Annotated in this window: 18 protein-coding genes and 1 pseudogene; 6 read left to right on the forward strand and 13 right to left on the reverse strand. The window is 65.4% G+C overall.

Translation table 11 applies throughout. The features are described from left to right. Positions 1-66 precede the first annotated feature (66 nt). On the forward strand, positions 67-612 hold the full coding sequence (locus ACZY0X_RS26710) for a sugar O-acetyltransferase (protein WP_463774727.1): 546 nt from the start codon (positions 67-69) through the stop codon (positions 610-612). 107 nt (positions 613-719) lie between these two features. On the opposite strand, the gene ACZY0X_RS26715 is transcribed toward ACZY0X_RS26710, so the two are convergent. Then, on the reverse strand, positions 720-1,427 hold the full coding sequence (locus ACZY0X_RS26715) for an SDR family oxidoreductase (protein ID WP_463774729.1): 708 nt from the start codon (positions 1,425-1,427) through the stop codon (positions 720-722). Between the two features lie 214 nt (positions 1,428-1,641). Between ACZY0X_RS26715 and ACZY0X_RS26720 the strand changes: the two genes are divergently transcribed. From ACZY0X_RS26720 to ACZY0X_RS26735, 4 genes are all read left to right on the forward strand, one after another. Then, positions 1,642-3,033, forward strand: coding sequence for an NAD(P)/FAD-dependent oxidoreductase (locus tag ACZY0X_RS26720; protein WP_463774730.1), 1,392 nt, complete (start codon positions 1,642-1,644; stop codon positions 3,031-3,033). Then, positions 3,026-3,700: a maleylpyruvate isomerase family mycothiol-dependent enzyme gene (locus ACZY0X_RS26725; protein ID WP_463774731.1), complete on the forward strand. Its 675-nt coding sequence runs from the start codon at positions 3,026-3,028 to the stop codon at positions 3,698-3,700. Before ACZY0X_RS26720 ends, ACZY0X_RS26725 begins: the two co-directional genes overlap by 8 nt. A gap of 85 nt (positions 3,701-3,785) precedes the next feature. Then, complete coding sequence (locus ACZY0X_RS26730) at positions 3,786-4,418, forward strand: HAD family hydrolase (RefSeq protein WP_463774733.1); 633 nt, start codon at positions 3,786-3,788, stop codon at positions 4,416-4,418. Between the two features lie 381 nt (positions 4,419-4,799). After that, positions 4,800-5,138 carry an MmcQ/YjbR family DNA-binding protein gene (locus ACZY0X_RS26735; protein WP_463774734.1) on the forward strand — a complete coding sequence of 113 codons (339 nt, stop codon included), beginning with the start codon at positions 4,800-4,802 and terminating at the stop codon, positions 5,136-5,138. Between the two features lie 5 nt (positions 5,139-5,143). Here ACZY0X_RS26735 and ACZY0X_RS26740 read toward each other — a convergent pair whose 3' ends face one another. From ACZY0X_RS26740 to ACZY0X_RS26760, 5 genes and pseudogenes are all read right to left on the reverse strand, one after another. Then, the gene (locus ACZY0X_RS26740) at positions 5,144-5,350 is read right to left on the reverse strand and encodes a hypothetical protein (protein ID WP_463774735.1); all 207 of its coding nucleotides are present in this window, start codon (positions 5,348-5,350) and stop codon (positions 5,144-5,146) included. 320 nt (positions 5,351-5,670) lie between these two features. Continuing rightward, complete coding sequence (locus tag ACZY0X_RS26745; RefSeq protein ID WP_463774737.1) at positions 5,671-6,447, reverse strand: hypothetical protein; 777 nt, start codon at positions 6,445-6,447, stop codon at positions 5,671-5,673. Positions 6,448-6,677: 230 nt separating this feature from the next. After that, positions 6,678-7,229 carry a YaeQ family protein gene (locus ACZY0X_RS26750; RefSeq protein ID WP_463774738.1) on the reverse strand — a complete coding sequence of 184 codons (552 nt, stop codon included), beginning with the start codon at positions 7,227-7,229 and terminating at the stop codon, positions 6,678-6,680. Positions 7,230-7,283: 54 nt separating this feature from the next. Beyond that, positions 7,284-7,520 (reverse strand): annotated as a pseudogene (locus ACZY0X_RS26755) (DUF2334 domain-containing protein); the annotation flags it as partial. Between the two features lie 272 nt (positions 7,521-7,792). After that, on the reverse strand, positions 7,793-8,602 hold the full coding sequence (locus ACZY0X_RS26760; protein ID WP_463774739.1) for a nuclear transport factor 2 family protein: 810 nt from the start codon (positions 8,600-8,602) through the stop codon (positions 7,793-7,795). A gap of 63 nt (positions 8,603-8,665) precedes the next feature. Here ACZY0X_RS26760 and ACZY0X_RS26765 point away from each other — a divergent pair, with 63 nt between their 5' ends. Continuing rightward, positions 8,666-9,661: a helix-turn-helix transcriptional regulator gene (locus ACZY0X_RS26765; RefSeq protein WP_463774741.1), complete on the forward strand. Its 996-nt coding sequence runs from the start codon at positions 8,666-8,668 to the stop codon at positions 9,659-9,661. 285 nt (positions 9,662-9,946) lie between these two features. Here ACZY0X_RS26765 and dnaB read toward each other — a convergent pair whose 3' ends face one another. From dnaB to ACZY0X_RS26800, 7 genes are all read right to left on the reverse strand, one after another. Continuing rightward, positions 9,947-12,577 carry a replicative DNA helicase gene (gene dnaB, locus ACZY0X_RS26770; RefSeq protein WP_463774742.1) on the reverse strand — a complete coding sequence of 877 codons (2,631 nt, stop codon included), beginning with the start codon at positions 12,575-12,577 and terminating at the stop codon, positions 9,947-9,949. Positions 12,578-13,053: 476 nt separating this feature from the next. Further along, positions 13,054-13,509, reverse strand: coding sequence for a 50S ribosomal protein L9 (gene rplI, locus ACZY0X_RS26775; protein ID WP_463774744.1), 456 nt, complete (start codon positions 13,507-13,509; stop codon positions 13,054-13,056). A 12-nt stretch (positions 13,510-13,521) separates the two neighbouring features. Next, entirely contained in the window at positions 13,522-13,785 is a 264-nt protein-coding gene (gene rpsR, locus ACZY0X_RS26780) for a 30S ribosomal protein S18 (protein ID WP_241402302.1), read from the reverse strand. Positions 13,786-13,838: 53 nt separating this feature from the next. Further along, on the reverse strand, positions 13,839-14,360 hold the full coding sequence (locus ACZY0X_RS26785; RefSeq protein ID WP_463774745.1) for a single-stranded DNA-binding protein: 522 nt from the start codon (positions 14,358-14,360) through the stop codon (positions 13,839-13,841). A 122-nt stretch (positions 14,361-14,482) separates the two neighbouring features. After that, on the reverse strand, positions 14,483-14,773 hold the full coding sequence (gene rpsF / locus ACZY0X_RS26790) for a 30S ribosomal protein S6 (RefSeq protein WP_241402300.1): 291 nt from the start codon (positions 14,771-14,773) through the stop codon (positions 14,483-14,485). An 84-nt stretch (positions 14,774-14,857) separates the two neighbouring features. After that, positions 14,858-15,670, reverse strand: a complete 813-nt coding sequence (locus ACZY0X_RS26795) for an ABC transporter ATP-binding protein (RefSeq protein ID WP_463774747.1) — start codon at positions 15,668-15,670, stop codon at positions 14,858-14,860. Then, on the reverse strand, positions 15,667-16,698 hold the full coding sequence (locus ACZY0X_RS26800; RefSeq protein ID WP_463774748.1) for a FecCD family ABC transporter permease: 1,032 nt from the start codon (positions 16,696-16,698) through the stop codon (positions 15,667-15,669). The genes ACZY0X_RS26795 and ACZY0X_RS26800 overlap by 4 nt, the downstream gene beginning before the upstream one ends. Positions 16,699-16,705: the final 7 nt, after the last annotated feature.

Here is a 16,705-nt window from a genome sequence, read left to right on the forward strand (position 1 = left end):
TCGTGCTCGCGTGTCGGTTGCTTGATGCACCCACATACCCGCTGCTGAAATCGGCGCATGCCTCATGTGACATCTGGTCGTCTGTACATCGAAACTCCCGAGTGGGCTCAGGTGGCCCGCAGGATCGAACAGGTTACGACTCTCACCTCGCGCCTGAATCTGCTGACCTTCGACGACGCCGCCGGACGGAGGGCACTGCTCGACGAGATATTCGGACGATCGCTCCCCGAGACCGTCACGCTGTATCCACCGTTCTTCACCGACAACGGCCTCAACACGACTTTCGGCGAGAACGTGTTCGTCAATCAGGGGTGCAGGTTCTACGACCAAGGCGGTATACGGATTGGCGACGCAACCATGATCGGTCCGAACACCCATCTCATCACCTCCGGGCACCCCGTTCCACCTGCCGAACGGCGAGAGTACATTCTGGCCGCACCGATAGTCCTCGAAGACAACGTCTGGCTCGGCGCGGCAGTCACCATACTTCCCGGCGTCACCATCGGTGCGAACTCAGTAGTCGGCGCCGGCACCGTCGTGACCAAGGACGTCCCGCCCAACACGCTAGTCACGGGATCAGGTGCAACCGTCCGCAAGCAATGGGAGGCCTAGGAGCTGACCATCCGGCGTGTGCTTCTTCACGTGACCCGCGTGGTGTCAGTGGAGGAGGGGCGACTTCGCGATTGAGGGCCGGCCGAACCGACGCGCTGATTGGGGCGTCAGTTCAGATAGTCAGCACCCCCGACGTAGGTCATCCCGGGAGCATTCGATTGCAGTGCCGCCCGGGCGATTTCGGTGGCGAATTCCTCAACGGTTGGAAGCGGGGCCTGGTCACGACGGGCTTCGACGGAGGCGGGATCTTTGCGTTGGAGAAGTCGGACGATGATGGTCCCGTCGATCATGTCGCCGGATACGACCTTGAGTTCGATCCCACGTTCCGCCAGAGCGGGTTTGGCGGCCAGCAGCGCATCCTCGCCAGCGCGTTTGCTCTGCGCGATGGGTTCGTACCCGTCGGGCACCGGCTTGTCCGGATAGAAGTGCGCTTGATGACTGGTGACGAAGACAATCCGCGCCCCAGGCGCCATGAGCGGAAGAGCCAGCGTCACGAGACGCAGTTGCGCATCACGATTCAGACGCATCGCGTAACTCGGGTCGGCTCCGCGCTCCAGACCGCCAGAGGCGTTGAGCACCAACACATCAAGCGCATCAAACCGCTCACCAATAGCCGCCAGCAGCGCCTCCACCTGCGCTCCATCACAGACGTCGGCACCGGCAGCCGATGCCTGTCCCCCGGCCGCACGAATCCCGTCGACCACAGCGTTGGCCCTCTTGACCTTTTCACGGTAGTTGACCAGAACATGGACACCAGCCGCGCCGAGGAGCCGAGCCACCTCGGCGCCGATACCGCGGGACGCGCCCGTCACCAACGCGACCGGTGTGGCCGTCCGCCCATTTGGGCGGGCGCGACCATCGCCACCCGCCTCGCCCTCTACGGCTTCCCCACCTCGACCGATCATGCAAATCCCCTCGTCACTGTGCGGCGCATTCCTTAGACTTTACTTACTTTAATCTTATTTTTCTTATTTCCGTGTTAGCTTCGATGGCATCGCGCGCTGGAACGCGCAGGGGAGGCGGTGCGGCATGACCGACCACGCTGTTGTTCTCGGCGCGGGAATCGCCGGGCTATTGGCTGCGGCCGCCCTGGCCGACACGCATGCGACCGTCACCGTCGTCGAACGAGATCGCCTGCCCGACGGTCCATTCGAGCGCCGCGGCATACCCCAGGCACCCCACCTGCACAGCATTCTGTCCCGGGGTTGGCTCACCATCGAGGAACTGCTCCCCGGGTTTCTCACCGACCTGGCCGCTTGCGGAGGAGACGTTCTCGACGACGCCCACCTCGGCGCTCGCATACACGTCCAGAACGGTCCCTATACCTTCAACCGCACCGACCCGGTCGCCGACCCGGCAGCCCTCACCATGCATCTGGTGACCCGCCCGTTCGTCGAGTTCCACCTGCGCCGGCGAGTCGCCGCCCTGCCCAACGTCACGATCACCGACGACCACGACATCGTCGAACTCGTTGCTGCACAACCCCACCGCATCACCGGCGTTTCGATCAGCGGCCGCCGCACCGGCCAGACACAGACACTGTCCGCCGACCTGGTCATCGATGCCACCGGACGCGGCAGTCGCACACCCCTGCTGCTCGAGAACCTGGGCCTCGGACGGCCACCGCAGCGATCCTTCACAGTTCACGGTGTGTACTACAGCCAACGAATCACCATCCCTGACCACGACACTTTCCCCGAACGCCTGATCCTGGTCGTCCCGTCCACCGCTGCCGGGCGAGGCGGTCTCATCGCGGGCGAGAACGACTCATGGACGTTGACCGTGGCCAAGCATGCCAACGACCCCCACTCACCCCCAACGACATTCGCGGACATGCTCGCCCTAGCCGAAGAGTTCGTGCCACCACACATCCACCCGGCCCTGCGGCGGGCACAACCGCTCACCGATGTGATGGTCCACCGCTACCCCGGCGGCACCTGGCATCGCTACGATCGCCACCCCGACCACCCCGAGGGCCTGCTCGTCGTGGGTGACGCGCTGTGCTGCCTCGATCCCATCCACGGCCAAGGCATCACCATGGCCGCGCTACACGCACACGCCCTCCGCACACACCTACGCCACGACCGAGGCATCGACCCGCGACGCTTCCATCAGGCGCTGGCAGCCGTCACGGCACCCGTGTGGGCCATGAACCAGCCGCCCGACCACACCACGACGACCCGTAGCGTCAAACATGCCTTACAAGGACGCCTCATCCGATGGGGACGCCACAAGGTCCTCCAATCCGCCGACGACATCGTCGTCACCGAACGGCTCATCCGCGTGGTCAACATGATCGACCCGCCCCAACGCCTCCTTGAGCCGACACTGCTCGCCCGCGTGGCCACACACCACATCCGTCAGACACTGACCCGCTACCGCCGACATTCACGATGGATAGGGGCGAGCACCCATGCTTGAAGTCGTCTATCGCAACGCTCGCACCCGAGTCGCCGACCTTGCCGCCACCCTCAGCGACGAACAACTACAGGCACAGGTACCTGCCACACCGCGATGGACAACACACGACCTGCTGGCCCATCTGGTCGGATGTGCCGCCGATGCGGCCAACGGACGAGTAGACGGAGCGCCGGGCGACCAGTGGACGGCACGACATGTCGCCGAACGCCGACATCTCTCCGTAGGTGAGCTGCTCGTCGAGTGGGACCGTGTCGGCCCAGCAGCAGAATCCACCCTGACCGAGGAACAGATCTTCGGACCCAACATCGCCGCCGATGTGACCTGCCACGAATCGGATCTACACGAGGCGCTGGGACTGCCTCGCGTCGACCGCGAACACTGGCAACCATTCCTCGAGGTGATGATGATGCGTCTGCGAAACCAGGTCCGGCACAACACGACTGTGCTGATCCGCGACGAGGAAGGGCAGCAATGGAGTTGCGGTTCGGGAGAACCCACCACGCTGCTACGGGCCGACGGTTACGAACTGCTCCGTGCCACACATAGCCGCCGCTCCCGCAGCCAGATCGCCGCCTGGGACTGGACACCCACAGCGGTCACGCACGTCGTCGAACGCTTCGGATTCTTCGGCCCACGCGACGACGCCCAGCCCATCCCCCCAGCCTGAGGTTTGTCTCTCGCGACGTCATTGCTTCGCCATCACTGGTCCAGGTGCCCAGGGTCACGAAGCGGGTCAACTAGCCTGTTTCATCATGACGGAGACCTTGCCACCTGGCATCCGGTGCATTGTCTTCGATGTCGGAGAGACGCTTATCGACGAGAGTCGGCTCTGGGCGGGTTACGCCGCGCAAACCGGTGTCCCGGCCTTCACCCTGATGGGGGTTCTCGGCGCCGTGATCGACCGAGGCTCTGACCATCGAGACCTCTGGGCGATGCTCGGCGTGAGCCGACCGGAGAGCCCGGTGCCCGTTCACCGCAATGACCTCTACCCCGACGCGATCGCCTGTGTGTCAGCGGCGCACGAGGCCGGCCTGACGGTGGGTGTTGCAGGCAACCAACCCGCGGGCACCGAGGCGGTGCTAAGGGACGCTGGACTCCAGGCGGATTTCATCGCGTCCTCTGCTGAATGGGGTGTGTCCAAACCTGATTCACACTTCTTTCAGCGGATAGTCAAAGAAGCAGGTGTCGAGGCCGGCGCGGTTCTCTACGTCGGAGACCGCCTCGACAATGACATCCTGCCAGCTCGAAAGGCTGGTCTGCGAACCGCATTCCTTCGGCGCGATCCGTGGGGACACATTCACGCCCAACTCGCTCAATCGGCACTTGCCGATATGCCCCTTGAGTCCCTCGACGACCTCACGGATTGTCTGCATCGCCTCCGATAGTTGTGGAGTCTCAGGATGTTGCTTTCACGGTGCGAAGATGGGTGCCATGGACCAACACCTGGCCGCCGATGTGAATGCCGCGTGCCGCCCGTCCGGGCAGTTTCAGCTGCGATCGGGCCAGCGCTCCAACGAGTATTTCGACAGGCCAACGCGGCTCGGCGGGCCGGCGGGCCGGCGGGCCGGCGGGCCGGCGGAGAAGTCATGTCCATACCCTCTCGCGGAATCAGACCCCGGTCTAGATCACCGTCAAACACCGCCAGCCGCCACCTCTTCGAAACGGTGATAGGGGGCTTCGGTGGCGGTAGCGATGTCCGCGTCAGCGCGCCCGCTAAGCTGCCATCGTGGACTAGCAGTCCAACGTTTCCCCGGAGGTCCAATACGGTGCTCGATGCCGACGATGTGCACCGCATCGCGCTGTCCCTGCCCGAAACCACCGAGAAGGAACGCTGGGGCCATTCAACCTTCGACGTGGCGGGCAAGATGTTCATCACCGTTCCCGACGATGAAACCTCTGTTGCGGTGCGCTGCCCCAAGTTTGATCGCGAGGAGTTGATCGCCGCCGAACCCGACAAGTTCTGGGTACCGCAACATGAGGCCGCATCAGCCTGGGTGCGGGTGCGGTTGAGTGCGCTCGAGGATGCGCGGGAACTCCACGACATTCTTCTTGACTCCTGGCGGCAGGCCGCCCCGAGCAGGCTCACCGAGGCCGACGAGTCCTGACCCGGCTACTCTCCGTCGACTCGGACACCGGGATTCGGACGCGACGCGGTGAAGAACGCCGCGACCACGGCGACTCCGCCGATCACGGCGGCGACCACGAAGGCCGCGTGGACGCCGGGCATGTCAGGTGCCCCACCCGACACGGACGCCTTGGCCATGACCGCGATGAACAGGGCGGTACCCGCCGCACCTGCGACCTGCTGCAGGGTCATGAGAATGGCGCTGCCGTGCGAGTACAGCCGACCGGGTAGTGAGCGCGTCGGTCATCAGCGGAGTGAACATCAGCGCCAGGCCCACCATCATGATCGTCTGCAGGACAACGAGTTCCCAAACGGGCGTGGCTGCCGACAACATCGCGAATCCGCACAACGACAAGACGAGCATGATCGAACCTGGCACGACGAGCAGTCGCGCACCGTGCCGGTCGTACACCCGCCCGACCAACGGCCCCGCCAGTCCCATCAGCAGTCCACCTGGCAGGCTCGTCAGGCCCGCGACAGCGATGCGTTCGAAAGGAGGTGTGCCGTAGTCTTCAAACGACGCAGCCCTCGAGTGCGTCGTCAGCGGTGACGCCGTACTGGGCGCAATCGATCGCAGACCCCACGTCGAGAACCGTCCAGCGAGAACCGTCCCGACGGAACAGGACTCCGGACGACTGCACGGTGCCCTCGGTCGATCCCAGTGCAAATGGCGCCGAGCACTGGATGTTCCGGATGCCGGTAGGGTGCGCCACTCGCCTGTAGAAGTCAGGGCTGGACTTCAGCGCTGCCAGCAGCGACTCCCCTGTCGCCGCTGCGCATACGTCGACATTCTCGGGAGCCGCGGGGGGTGCATCGGAGGTCACCCCCTGGCGGCTGACGAACATGCCGTGGCCAGTTCTGTCGTTGGTGAAACGCGTTCCCACCGAGCTGGGCTCGACGGTCCACCCCTTGAGGTGGAACACCTGTCCGTAGGTGAGGACCAGATCGTAATTCGATTCGGCATAGCCGGTGGATTGCATGTTGGAGGTATTCCACTGCAACCCTCCTCCCTCAGCCTCGATCCACACCGTGTTGGCGGGATACTTGGTGGGATCGTCCGGGTCGCAGGCAGACGGCCCGCCGCAGCCGATCGGCGCGTTCGCGAAGGTGCCACTGCACAGGACTCGGCCGGGCTCGACGATGCACCGGACCGTGCGCGACTCGGTCGTCACGAACTCCTGATCGAAGGGGTTGGGAGGTCGGGGCTCGGCGGACGCAGCTGATGTGACGGCCAGTGCCGCAACCGGAACCACCACCACCGACGCCAGAAACCTGAGCAACCGTTTCATTACGACCCCCCGGGAACTCTGAATTGCACCCGTCAACGAGCAGCACACGCGTGTCTAAGCCTGACTGGGCTGATGCTAGCCGGTGAAACGGCACTCGGCGGAGTCCGAGGGGCGCGCGGGTCGGGTCGGTTGCCCTCCTTGATGAGCAGTGTCGTGCCCTGCCGTCTCATGGTTTGGCTCAAAACCCCCAGATGGTGGCCAGACGACCCTGTGTACGTCAGCTCAGACGTTCACTCCATTGGCTCGGGCGTGAAGGTGACGTCGACACCGCCCACGGTCATCGTCACCTGACCTTCAATCACCATCACCTGCGCCGAAAACCGTCGGTCAACGGTCTGGGCCAGCTGCTGCACCGGTGCATGCGGTATCTGCACCACCGACAGGTTCTTCCATGCCGACACTTTGGGGCCGACGGTGCGCCACCAGGTGGCCGCGCCGGCGGCGAACGGGAACAGCAGCACCTGATCGGCCTGGCTGGCCGCCTTGCCCAAGGCGCGTTCATCAGGCTGGCCGACGTTGATCCACTCCAGGATGCGGCCCGTATAGTCGGCGAGCCGCAGGTCTGGGACGCCCGGGGTGGACAGGCCGGCCCCGAACGCCAACTCACCGTCGACGTCGCTGAGCCGGTGTGCGCGCAGCCCAAACGCCAACAACCGCACCACCATCCGCTCATCGGTCTCACTGGGATGACGGGCCACAGTCAGCGCGTGATCGGCGTAGTAACCGTGATCGACATCAGAGACGCCAAGTTCGACTTTGAACACTGTTGCAGAAAGGGCCACGTCATAGTGTCCACCCTGGTGGCGTTTCCCGAGCAGTCAGGCCGCTTCGAGTGGTCAGGCCGCCGCGCTCGTCGCCGGATCGAGTCGCCACCGATAGACGCCTGGCTCGCAACCATGCAACAACGCCAGGTCAACCGCGTCGAGAATGGCCCGACACGGCCGCGGCTCGGGCAGCTGTCGCGCGGAGACCGCCAGTCGCACGATGCCGCCGCGGCGAGCAGTCCGCTCTGCGAAGAGCACCAGCGTGCGACACCACCACGGTTCGGTGAGAAGACCGGCGCCGACGCCGAGCCACCCGGGACCGCGCAATCTCGACTTGTGGCTTCTCAAGTTCCATGTCCACAGCCGTTGCCCTGAACTGCGGCGACAACGGCGTTCTCACTCGATGTCCACCCCGAGAAATTCTCACCTTCGTGTGCACAACGCGACCCGCGCGTCATCGGAGGTAACCGCTGCCAGCCGGGCCATCAACAAGCGACTGAAGCAACGAACCGGCACCGGAAACGAACTGCATTCCTTCAGTCATGAGAGGCAACCCCAGGTAGACCGTCGGCAACCTGTGGTTACGGCTGGGGTTGAGCCGCATTCGCGACGGCGAGGCTGTCCTCGTAGACGTGGTAGCGGGTGATGAGTCCGTCCTCGACGGTCATATGTAGCGCGATCATTATCTCGAGGCTGCGGCCAGTTGCGTTGACTCGCTGCGAGCTCCGTCCCGTTACCACCCCGTGCGGTCCGTCGACCACGACGTGCCCGATCGCGAAACCGTGCCTGACGGGCGTCAACAGCGTCGACAGTGTCCGAAAGTGCTCTGCCATCCCGGCGCGGGTGGTCCGGTCGCGGATCCACGGCGGATTGTCACCGTCGGGCCAGGACAGCTGCCAGTCGACCGTCTCGGCGAACATCGACGCGGCGCCGTCATGGTCACCAGATCCAAGCCGGCGCAACATCTCTCCGATGACGTGGTGGGTCTGAGTCGACTCAGCTGGCCGTGGCGGGTTGGCAAACTGGTGTTCGCTGCGGATCCGCCCGTCCTCATCGAGGACGAGTACAACGAACCCGCTCCACACGTCTGGGCCCTCGTTGGCCGGCCCCATCGTCACGGTGAAACGCACGAGGCCGTGGTGTCCCACCACGTCGCCCGCAGCACGGAAGAGCATTCCCGCCCCGCCGACGAACTCCTCATACGCAGCAGCGACCCGCGCAAGGATCTGGTCGTGACCGCGGTACTCGGTGGTTTCGATGAACTCGACGGCGTCCCGTGCCCACAGCCGGCGAATCGTGGCTGCGCGCATGTCAGGATCGGGCTCGTTCCAGACAGACACGTAGTCCCGGCTGAACGAGGTCAAGTCAGTGAGTGCATTGATCATGGTCATGGACGCAACGCTACGACCCCTCTCCTGACACCTTCTGTCAGTAGAAGGTGAGACCATTTGGTCATGCGTGCCGGCCGTCTGGTCTCCCTGCTCCTCCGGCTGCAACTCCTGCGGCGGGCCACCGCGCAGGAACTGGCCGAGGCGCTGGGCGTCTCCGTGCGCACGATCTACCGAGACGTGCAGGCGCTCAGTGAGGCGGGCGTGCCCATTTACGGCGAGCCCGGGCACGACGGCGGGTTCCGGTTGGTCGACGGTTATCGAACCGAGTTGACGGGGCTGACCAGCCGGGAGGCCGAGACTCTGTTCCTCACCGGCCTGCCCGACGCGGCCAATGAACTTGGCTTCGGCACCGTCGTGTCTTCCGCGCAACTCAAGCTGCTGGCCGCATTGCCGAGGGACCTCCGTGAGGACGCCGACCGGCTGCGGGGTCGGTTCCACGTCGACGCGCACGGGTGGTATGCCGACTCGGAGCACACGCCATTCCTACCGGCCGTGGTGGACGCGGTGGTTTCGCAACGGCGGGTGCGCCTTCGGTACCGGCGATGGGAGGAGCCGCGAGAGGTGACTAGGACGGTGGCACCCTACGGTGTGGTTCTCAAGGGCGGCGCCTGGTACGTGATCGGCGCGCGGTCGCGTGGCCTCCGCACGTACCGCGTCTCGCGGATCAGCGATTGCCGGCTTCTAGATGAGTCCTTCACCCGCCCAGAGGGTTTCGTTCTCATCGAGCATTGGCGCAGGTACCTCGTCGACCTCGACAAGCGCCGGCACCGCGGCACCGCGACGTTACGCATCTCTCCCCGTGGCATGGACCTGTTGCCGTTCTTGCTGGAACCCCAAGCCGTGAGGGCGGCCGAGGCCACCGCCGAGTCATTGTCAGATGGCTGGTCGCGCATCGTCATTCCCATCGAGAATCATGATCAGGCGCTTCTCGACCTACTACGGCTCGGTCCCGATGCAGAGGTCCTCGAGCCCAACTCGCTACGCGCCATCATGGCGAAGACAGCCGCAGCGATCTCCGCGCACTACTCTGCCGAGACAGCAGCCGCGGTCGGCCAGTAGGTTACTGGGCGTCGTCTGTTGCCGCCGAGCAGAAGCAGCTTCACCACAAGCGGGTCGCTCTGTCCGCCGCTCTACTACTACCTACTTCAGCAGCATCACCCGTCTACTCAGCATCACCCCCGCCGCCTCATCACCGACCGACGACGACGGACTCAACTCATCAACTCGCGTGCAGCTGCCGCAGTCATCATCATTTGCTCCTGCAGCCCTCCAGCCTGCTGCCGCAGCGTGCAGTCGCCGCCCCACCGCCGCCGTTCCCTCCTGCAGCGCTGCTGCCAACGACTCTCAGTGCGCCATATTCGTGAACCGCGACAAATGCAGTTGGTGCGCGACGGTAATCGTCTTCGTCGGTCCGGCACGGTGTTTGGCGATGATGAGATCAGCCTCGCCGCCGCGCGGATCGTCGCGCTCGAAGGCATCAGGCCGGTTCAGCAGGACGACCATGTCGGCATCCTGCTCGATGCTGCCCGACTCGCGGAGATCGGAGAGCTGTGGCTTCTTGTCGGTGCGCTGCTCGGGGCCACGGTTCAGCTGGCTCATCGCGACCACCGGGACGCTGAGTTCCTTCGCCAAAAGCTTGATGTTCCTGGAGAGTTCGGAGACCTCCTGCTGGCGGGACTCGACCTTCTTGCCCGAGGACATCAGCTGTAGGTAGTCGATGACGATGAGGCGTAGATCCGCCTTCTGCGCCAGCCGGCGCGACTTCGCGCGGATCTCCATCATCGTCAGGTTCGGCGAATCGTCGATGAACAGTGGCGCCTCGCTGATCTCGCTCATGCGGCGCGCCAACTTGGTCCAGTCGTCGTCGCTCATATTGCCCGAGCGCATGTCGGCGAGCTTGATCTTCGCCTCTGCCGACAGCAGACGCATGACGATCTCGGTCTTGCTCATCTCGAGCGAGAAGAGGATGCTCGCCATACGATTCTTGATGGAGCACGACCGCAGGAAGTCCAGTCCCAGCGTGGAGTTGTGCGTCGGCACCATCGCGCGGCTAGCCAGGTACATGTGATCGACATTGTCGACCTCGACGCAACGCACCGGCACGCTCTCGATGGCCCTAACGTCGACGATGAACCTCGAACCCGACCGTACAGTGTTCGCCGCGGCGCGCCGTTCCTTGTGCAGCACGGCCTTTCGGTGCAAACCGAAGACCTCGTCCTCGGTCGCGAAGGTGATCGTGTACGCGAGCGACGATGCCTCGCTGCGACCCTTGACCCACTTTGTCGAGGTCTGGGCTCGATAGCCGAGGCCCACCACTAATTCAGCGAAGTCATGTGCCAACACCGGATTGGTGACCGAGAACTGCACGGAACCACCGTGCGTAACCGTTCCGTCGGTGTCGAGCAGGCCCGCGAGTAGAGACCGTCGTTGCGCCTCGGATGCCCGCAAGTAGTCGACGGGGATGTGCTTGTTCCCGAGCACGCCGATGGTGCGGAGTCTGCCCTGCAGCGTGCCGACGGCATTGCGGCACGGCTGGCACAGCCGCAGCCCACACGACGCTCCCCCGCATCGCGAGCAGGTCGGTGCGGGCACTGGTTGCGAGATGAAGCGCGCACGTCCGCCGCAGCTGCGTCCACACGTCCGGACCTGACTGGTCTGCGGCACGAACTGCTCGCCGCACACCACGCAGGCGCGCGAATCCAGGGCCGGCTCTGCAGGCAGCAGCAACTGGTAGCGGAGCCTGGCCGACGCGGACTTGCGCGCCACCAGACCCTCGGCCTCTATGCGCATGACGATCTCGGGGTCGGCCGACGTGAGCTGCGCGGAAGCAGTGGTGCCGTCACCCAACCAGGCGCCCAGCGTGTACGGCGGCACCAGCAGTTCGCGCTCGGGGCCTTGAATCGCCTTCGCATTCGTGACCGAGTGATTCAGGCGCTGGTCGACCGTGGGGCAGCGCAGCGTCTCCGCGATCTCGCGCGTGGTTCGCACCTCGGCGAACGTGCGCTGATTCTTGGTCCGGTTGTAGCCAACGGCCGCGGCCTGCGCGGACTTACGGGAGGCGCGGGTGTCGGTGAGCCACTGGTGCTGCTCGTCCGCGACGATCACCGTGCCGTCGGAGAACTCGACCTCGAAGCACGGCCGCCCGAGCATGACCTCGGTGGCCGCGACAACCCGCGTCGGCAGTCCGTCGGCTCCGATCACGTGATCGCCGACCGCGACCTCGCCCATGGTCGTCCAGCCGGACGGCGTCGGCAGCGGGGTGTCGAGCGCCAGGGCCTTGCCAACGCCCGGCCTCGCCGCGACCACGATCATCTGGCCGCCATGCAGCCCGTTGGTCACCTCGTCGAGTTCGGTGAAGCCCGTCGGCACACCTCGCGACACACCACCGTGGGAGGCGATCGCGTCGATCTCGTCCATCGTCGGCTGCAGCAGGTCCTCGAGTACGACGAAGTCCTCGGACGTGCGCCCGTCGGTGACGGCGTAGACCTCGGCCTGTGCGCGGTCCACCACCTGGGCGACCTCCGCACCCTCGGCGCCGGCATAGCCGTACTGCACGACGCGCGTACCGGCCTCCACAAGGCGACGCAGCATCGCCTTCTCGGCGACGATGCCCGCGTAGAAGCCGGCGTTGGCCGCAGTCGGCACGGTGGAGATCAGGGTGTGCAGATAGGGGTGGCCGCCGACGCGCTTGAGGTGTCCGCGGCGATCGAGTTCGGCGGCGACGGTGACGGCGTCGGCGGGCTCACCACGGCCGTAGAGGTCGAGGATCGCGTCGTAGACGTTCTGGTGCGCGGGACGGTAGAAATCACCCGGCCGCAGCGACTCCAAGACGTCGGCGATGGCGTCCTTGGACAGCAGCATGCCGCCCAGTACCGATTGCTCGGCGGCCATGTCCTGAGGCGGCTGGCGGCCGTATTCCTCGCTCGTAGGCGGAGCCTCTGTGTCCGAACGACCCCGGTCATCGACGACGGCCACTAAGCGTCCTACCTCCCCCGAATACGTGTCGAACGTGCATTCGATCTCACTGTCCGACCGACACTAGAACAGACCACTGACGTCACCACTGACGCACGGCTCCGGCGGCTTACGTTAGACGTTGCTGAGACCACCGCAAGACGGCCCTGTGGACAACCCTGTGGATGGTGTGTGGATACACGTGGACAACCATGTTGAGGCATTGGGGAGAACCTGTGGACTAATGAACGAAAAATCGACATCTCCGCAGATAAGCGCACCACATGGCCCGTCGGAATCTGTGGATGCCAAATGCGTCGGCGTGTCGCCTCAGGTTGACGTGTCGGGCGTGTTGTATTGCGTGAACTGACCGAAGAGGTTAACAGCAGGTTGCTTCGCTGGGCAGGGTTTCCCGAGCTGAGTTCGCCAGCCAGACACAGCAACGCCCGGGTGAAGACAGATCATGTCTCCACCCGGGCGAAGTTACGCTGCAGAAATTACTCGGCGACGACGCTCAGTGAGAGCACAGCGCTCACCTCGGGGTGCAACCGCACCGTGATCGCGTGACTACCGAGGGCCTTGATGTGCGCCTTGGGCAGCTCGACGGTCCGCTTGTCGAGATTGGGTCCGCCGGCCTTCTTGATGGCCGAGACGACGTCGGACGTCGTCACGGAACCGAACAGCTTTCCGCTGTCGCCGGCCGTGCGTGCGGGCAGCGACACCGAGCCGAGCGCCTCAATGGCGGTCTTCAGCTCGACGGCGTGCTCGCGGTCGCGGACGGTCTTGGTCTCGCGGGCGCGACGAATCTCGTTCGCCTGGCGCTCGGCGCCACGCGACGCTGCGATCGCCAGACCACGGGGCAGCAGGAAGTTACGGCCGTAGCCGTCCTTCACCTCAACGGTGTCGCCAGCCGACCCAAGATGGTCGACCTCAGCGGTGAGAATCAGTTTCATTGTTCTTCCGATCTACCGCGTCGCCGAGCTGAACGGCAGCAACGCAACCTCGCGGGCGTTCTTCACCGCGATCGCGACGTCACGCTGGTGCTGCACGCAGTTACCGGTCACACGGCGGGCACGGATCTTGCCGCGCTCGCTGATGTAGGTCCGCAGCAGTGCGGTGTCCTTGTAGTCAATGTTCATGCTCTTGCCCTTCTTGGAGCAGAACACGCACTTGCGGGTCTTGACCGGCTTCTCAGGCGCCGGCCGACGCTTGCTTGTCGTCTTGGCCATGTCGTTCTCTTTCTGGTTCTTGCTTGGTGGGCGTCGTCAGACGCCAGGAATTGTCAGAAGGGCGGTTCGTCGTCGGCACCGCTGAACGAGCCCGACGCGGGCGCGCTGCCCCACGGGTCGTCCTTGGGCGGCTCGGCGGGGCGTGAGCCACCGCCTCCTCCGCCGCCACCGCCGCTGCCGAATCCGCCACCGCCGCCACCGCTACCGCCGCGACTGGCCTTGTTGACCTTGGCGGTTGCGTAGCGAAGTGACGGCCCGATCTCGTCGACCTCGAGTTCCACGACGGTGCGCTTCTCACCTTCGCGGGTCTCGAACGAACGCTGCTTGAGCCGACCGGTGACAACCACCCGCGCTCCGCGGGTCAGGCTCTCGGCGACGTTCTCGGCCGCCTCACGCCATATGTTGCACCGAAGGAACAGCGCTTCGCCGTCCTTCCATTCGTTGGTCTGACGATCGAATGTGCGCGGTGTCGACGCGACGGTGAAGTTCGCGACGGCTGCACCCGACGGGGTGAAGCGCAATTCGGGGTCGGCGGTCAGGTTTCCGACGACGGTGATGATGGTGTCACCAGCCACGGTTTCCTCCTGAGATCTGGGTTCGGCTCTTCGCGCAAGCGCTCATCGCTGACGGCGTGCTCGAAGACTGCGGTCGCAGGCGAGCCTACGGAACTGCAACGACGAGCACGTGCTGTTGGCGACTAGTGCTTGTCGGTCCGCATGACCTTGGTCCGCAGCACGGACTCGTTCAAGCCGAGCTGGCGATCCAGCTCCGACACCGTGGCCGGTTCGGCCTTCACGTCGATGACGGCATAGATGCCCTCACCGTGCTTGGCGATCTCGTACGCCAGCCGGCGACGTCCCCAGATGTCGACCTTGTCGACGGAGCCGCCATCCTTGCGGATGACGTTCAGGAACGTTTCCAACGACGGAGCTACAGTCCGCTCGTCGAGAGTGGGGTCAAGGATGACCATGATTTCGTATGGACGCATAAGGAACCCATCACCTCCTATGGTCGTGTGCGGCCGCGGACATTCCGCGACAGGAGGGTCGCCTGCGTCGGCAACTGGGCCAGGTTACCCGACGAGCCCCCCACCTGCGAAATCGCGCTCCCCAGCCCCCGGGTCGTAGTTCACCTGCGGCCGCCCGGTGTCGGGGTGCGGACGCACACTGGCCACCACCCGGTAGACCTGCGCCAGAAGCTCGGGCGTCAGTACCTCCCCAGGAGGGCCGCAGCACACCTCGCGGCCCCCATCCAGCACATGGACCACATCGCAGAAGTGCGCGGCGAGGTTGAGGTCGTGCAGTGCGACCACCGCGGTGATGCCCAACGCGGCGGGCAGCGCCAGCACGTCGAACTGGTGACGGACGTCGAGGTGGTTGGTCGGCTCGTCCAGGACGAGCAGCCGGGGCTGTTGCGCGAGCGCACGCGCGATCAGAACCCGCTGCCGTTCCCCACCCGACATCGAGGCGATTGGCCGATCACCGAGATGGCCGACCCCGACCATCCGCAGCGCGTCTTCGACGATCCGCTCGTCGGCGGCGCCGTCCCCCTGGAACATTCGCTTGTAGGGCGCGCGTCCCATCGCGACGACGTCGCGGGCGCGCAGGTCGAAGTCGCCGGTGACGTCCTGCAGGACGGCGGCCACGGTGCGCGCGGACTGCCGCACCGGGATCGTCTGCACGTCGACACCGTCGATGTGGATCGACCCGCTCGTCGGGCGCAGAATCCGCACCAGGCTGCGCAGCAGCGTCGACTTGCCGCATCCATTGGGCCCGACGATGCCGATCACCTGGCCGGGCTCGGCGCGCACCGACACCTCGTGCAGGATGCGGCGACCGCCGAGCTCCACGCAGAGCCGGTCGGCACGCAGACGGGCGCCGGTCATGACCGCACCGCCCCGCGACGGGCGTCGCGCCGAATCAGCCACAGGAAGAACGGCCCACCGCATAGCGCGGTGAGCACGCCCACCGGAATCTCCTGCGGCGACGCCCATGTGCGCGCCGCGATGTCGGCCAGGACCAGGAACGACGCGCCCGCCAACGCCGCCGCAGGCAGCGCCCGGCGATGGTCGCTGCCCACCAGGAGACGCACGGCGTGCGGCAGGATCAGCCCGACGAACCCGATCGGACCGCTGACCGCGACCAGCACGCCGGTCATCAGCGATGCCAGCACGAAGGTCACCACCCGGAACCGGTCGGCGTCCACACCCATGGTCACCGCGGCCTCATCACCGGCCAACAGCACGTTCAGCGTCCGCGCGTGTGCCAGTAGATAGACCAGTCCGAGCAGCACCGCCGCCAGCGGCAGCCACAGCGAATTCCACTGCGCACCACCGAGACCGCCCAGCATCCAGGTCAGCACCTGACGCGCCTGATCGCCACTTCTGGCGGTCAACAGCATCAGACTGGTCACGGCCGACAGCACGTACGCGACGGCGACTCCGGCCAGCACCAGACGTGTCGTGGTGATCTGGCCGCCCGCGCGGGACAGGAAGTACACCAGGCCCAGTGCACCGACGGCACCGACGAACGCCGCAAGGGGCATCGAGGCCGCACCGAGAAACGCTCCCCCGGTGACGATCACGGCCACCGCGCCCACCGAGGCACCCGAGGAGACCCCGAGCAGGTACGGGTCGGCCAGCGGGTTGTGTACCAACGCCTGCAGCGTCATCCCGATCACCGCCAGCCCGGCACCGACCACCGCCCCGAGGACCACTCGCGGGCCGCGCACATGGGTGATGATCATCTGATGGTGCGGCGCCCCGCTGGCGTCGAACATGCCAGGGACCAATTGGTGCAACAGGTTTCGGGCCACATCCATCGGCGGGATCGAGATGGACCCGATCGCCAGGCCCGCCATCATGCACGCCGCGAGCAGCAGCCCCAGCGCCAGTAGCACCAGCGGGTAGGGCACGCGGCGT

This window comes from Mycobacterium sp. IDUB_39, assembly GCF_055419205.1.

Coding starts and splice junctions, on each gene's coding strand:
- ACZY0X_RS26720 (WP_463774730.1), top strand. CDS start 1,642: ATGACCGACCACGCTGTTGTTCTCGGCGCGGGAATCGCCGGGCTATTG.
- ACZY0X_RS26725 (WP_463774731.1), top strand. CDS start 3,026: ATGCTTGAAGTCGTCTATCGCAACGCTCGCACCCGAGTCGCCGACCTT.
- ACZY0X_RS26730 (WP_463774733.1), top strand. CDS start 3,786: ATGACGGAGACCTTGCCACCTGGCATCCGGTGCATTGTCTTCGATGTC.
- ACZY0X_RS26740 (WP_463774735.1), bottom strand. CDS start 5,350: ATGACCCTGCAGCAGGTCGCAGGTGCGGCGGGTACCGCCCTGTTCATC.
- ACZY0X_RS26745 (WP_463774737.1), bottom strand. CDS start 6,447: ATGAAACGGTTGCTCAGGTTTCTGGCGTCGGTGGTGGTGGTTCCGGTT.
- ACZY0X_RS26760 (WP_463774739.1), bottom strand. CDS start 8,602: ATGACCATGATCAATGCACTCACTGACTTGACCTCGTTCAGCCGGGAC.
- ACZY0X_RS26765 (WP_463774741.1), top strand. CDS start 8,666: ATGCGTGCCGGCCGTCTGGTCTCCCTGCTCCTCCGGCTGCAACTCCTG.
- rplI (WP_463774744.1), bottom strand. CDS start 13,509: ATGAAACTGATTCTCACCGCTGAGGTCGACCATCTTGGGTCGGCTGGC.
- rpsR (WP_241402302.1), bottom strand. CDS start 13,785: ATGGCCAAGACGACAAGCAAGCGTCGGCCGGCGCCTGAGAAGCCGGTC.
- rpsF (WP_241402300.1), bottom strand. CDS start 14,773: ATGCGTCCATACGAAATCATGGTCATCCTTGACCCCACTCTCGACGAG.
- ACZY0X_RS26795 (WP_463774747.1), bottom strand. CDS start 15,670: ATGACCGGCGCCCGTCTGCGTGCCGACCGGCTCTGCGTGGAGCTCGGC.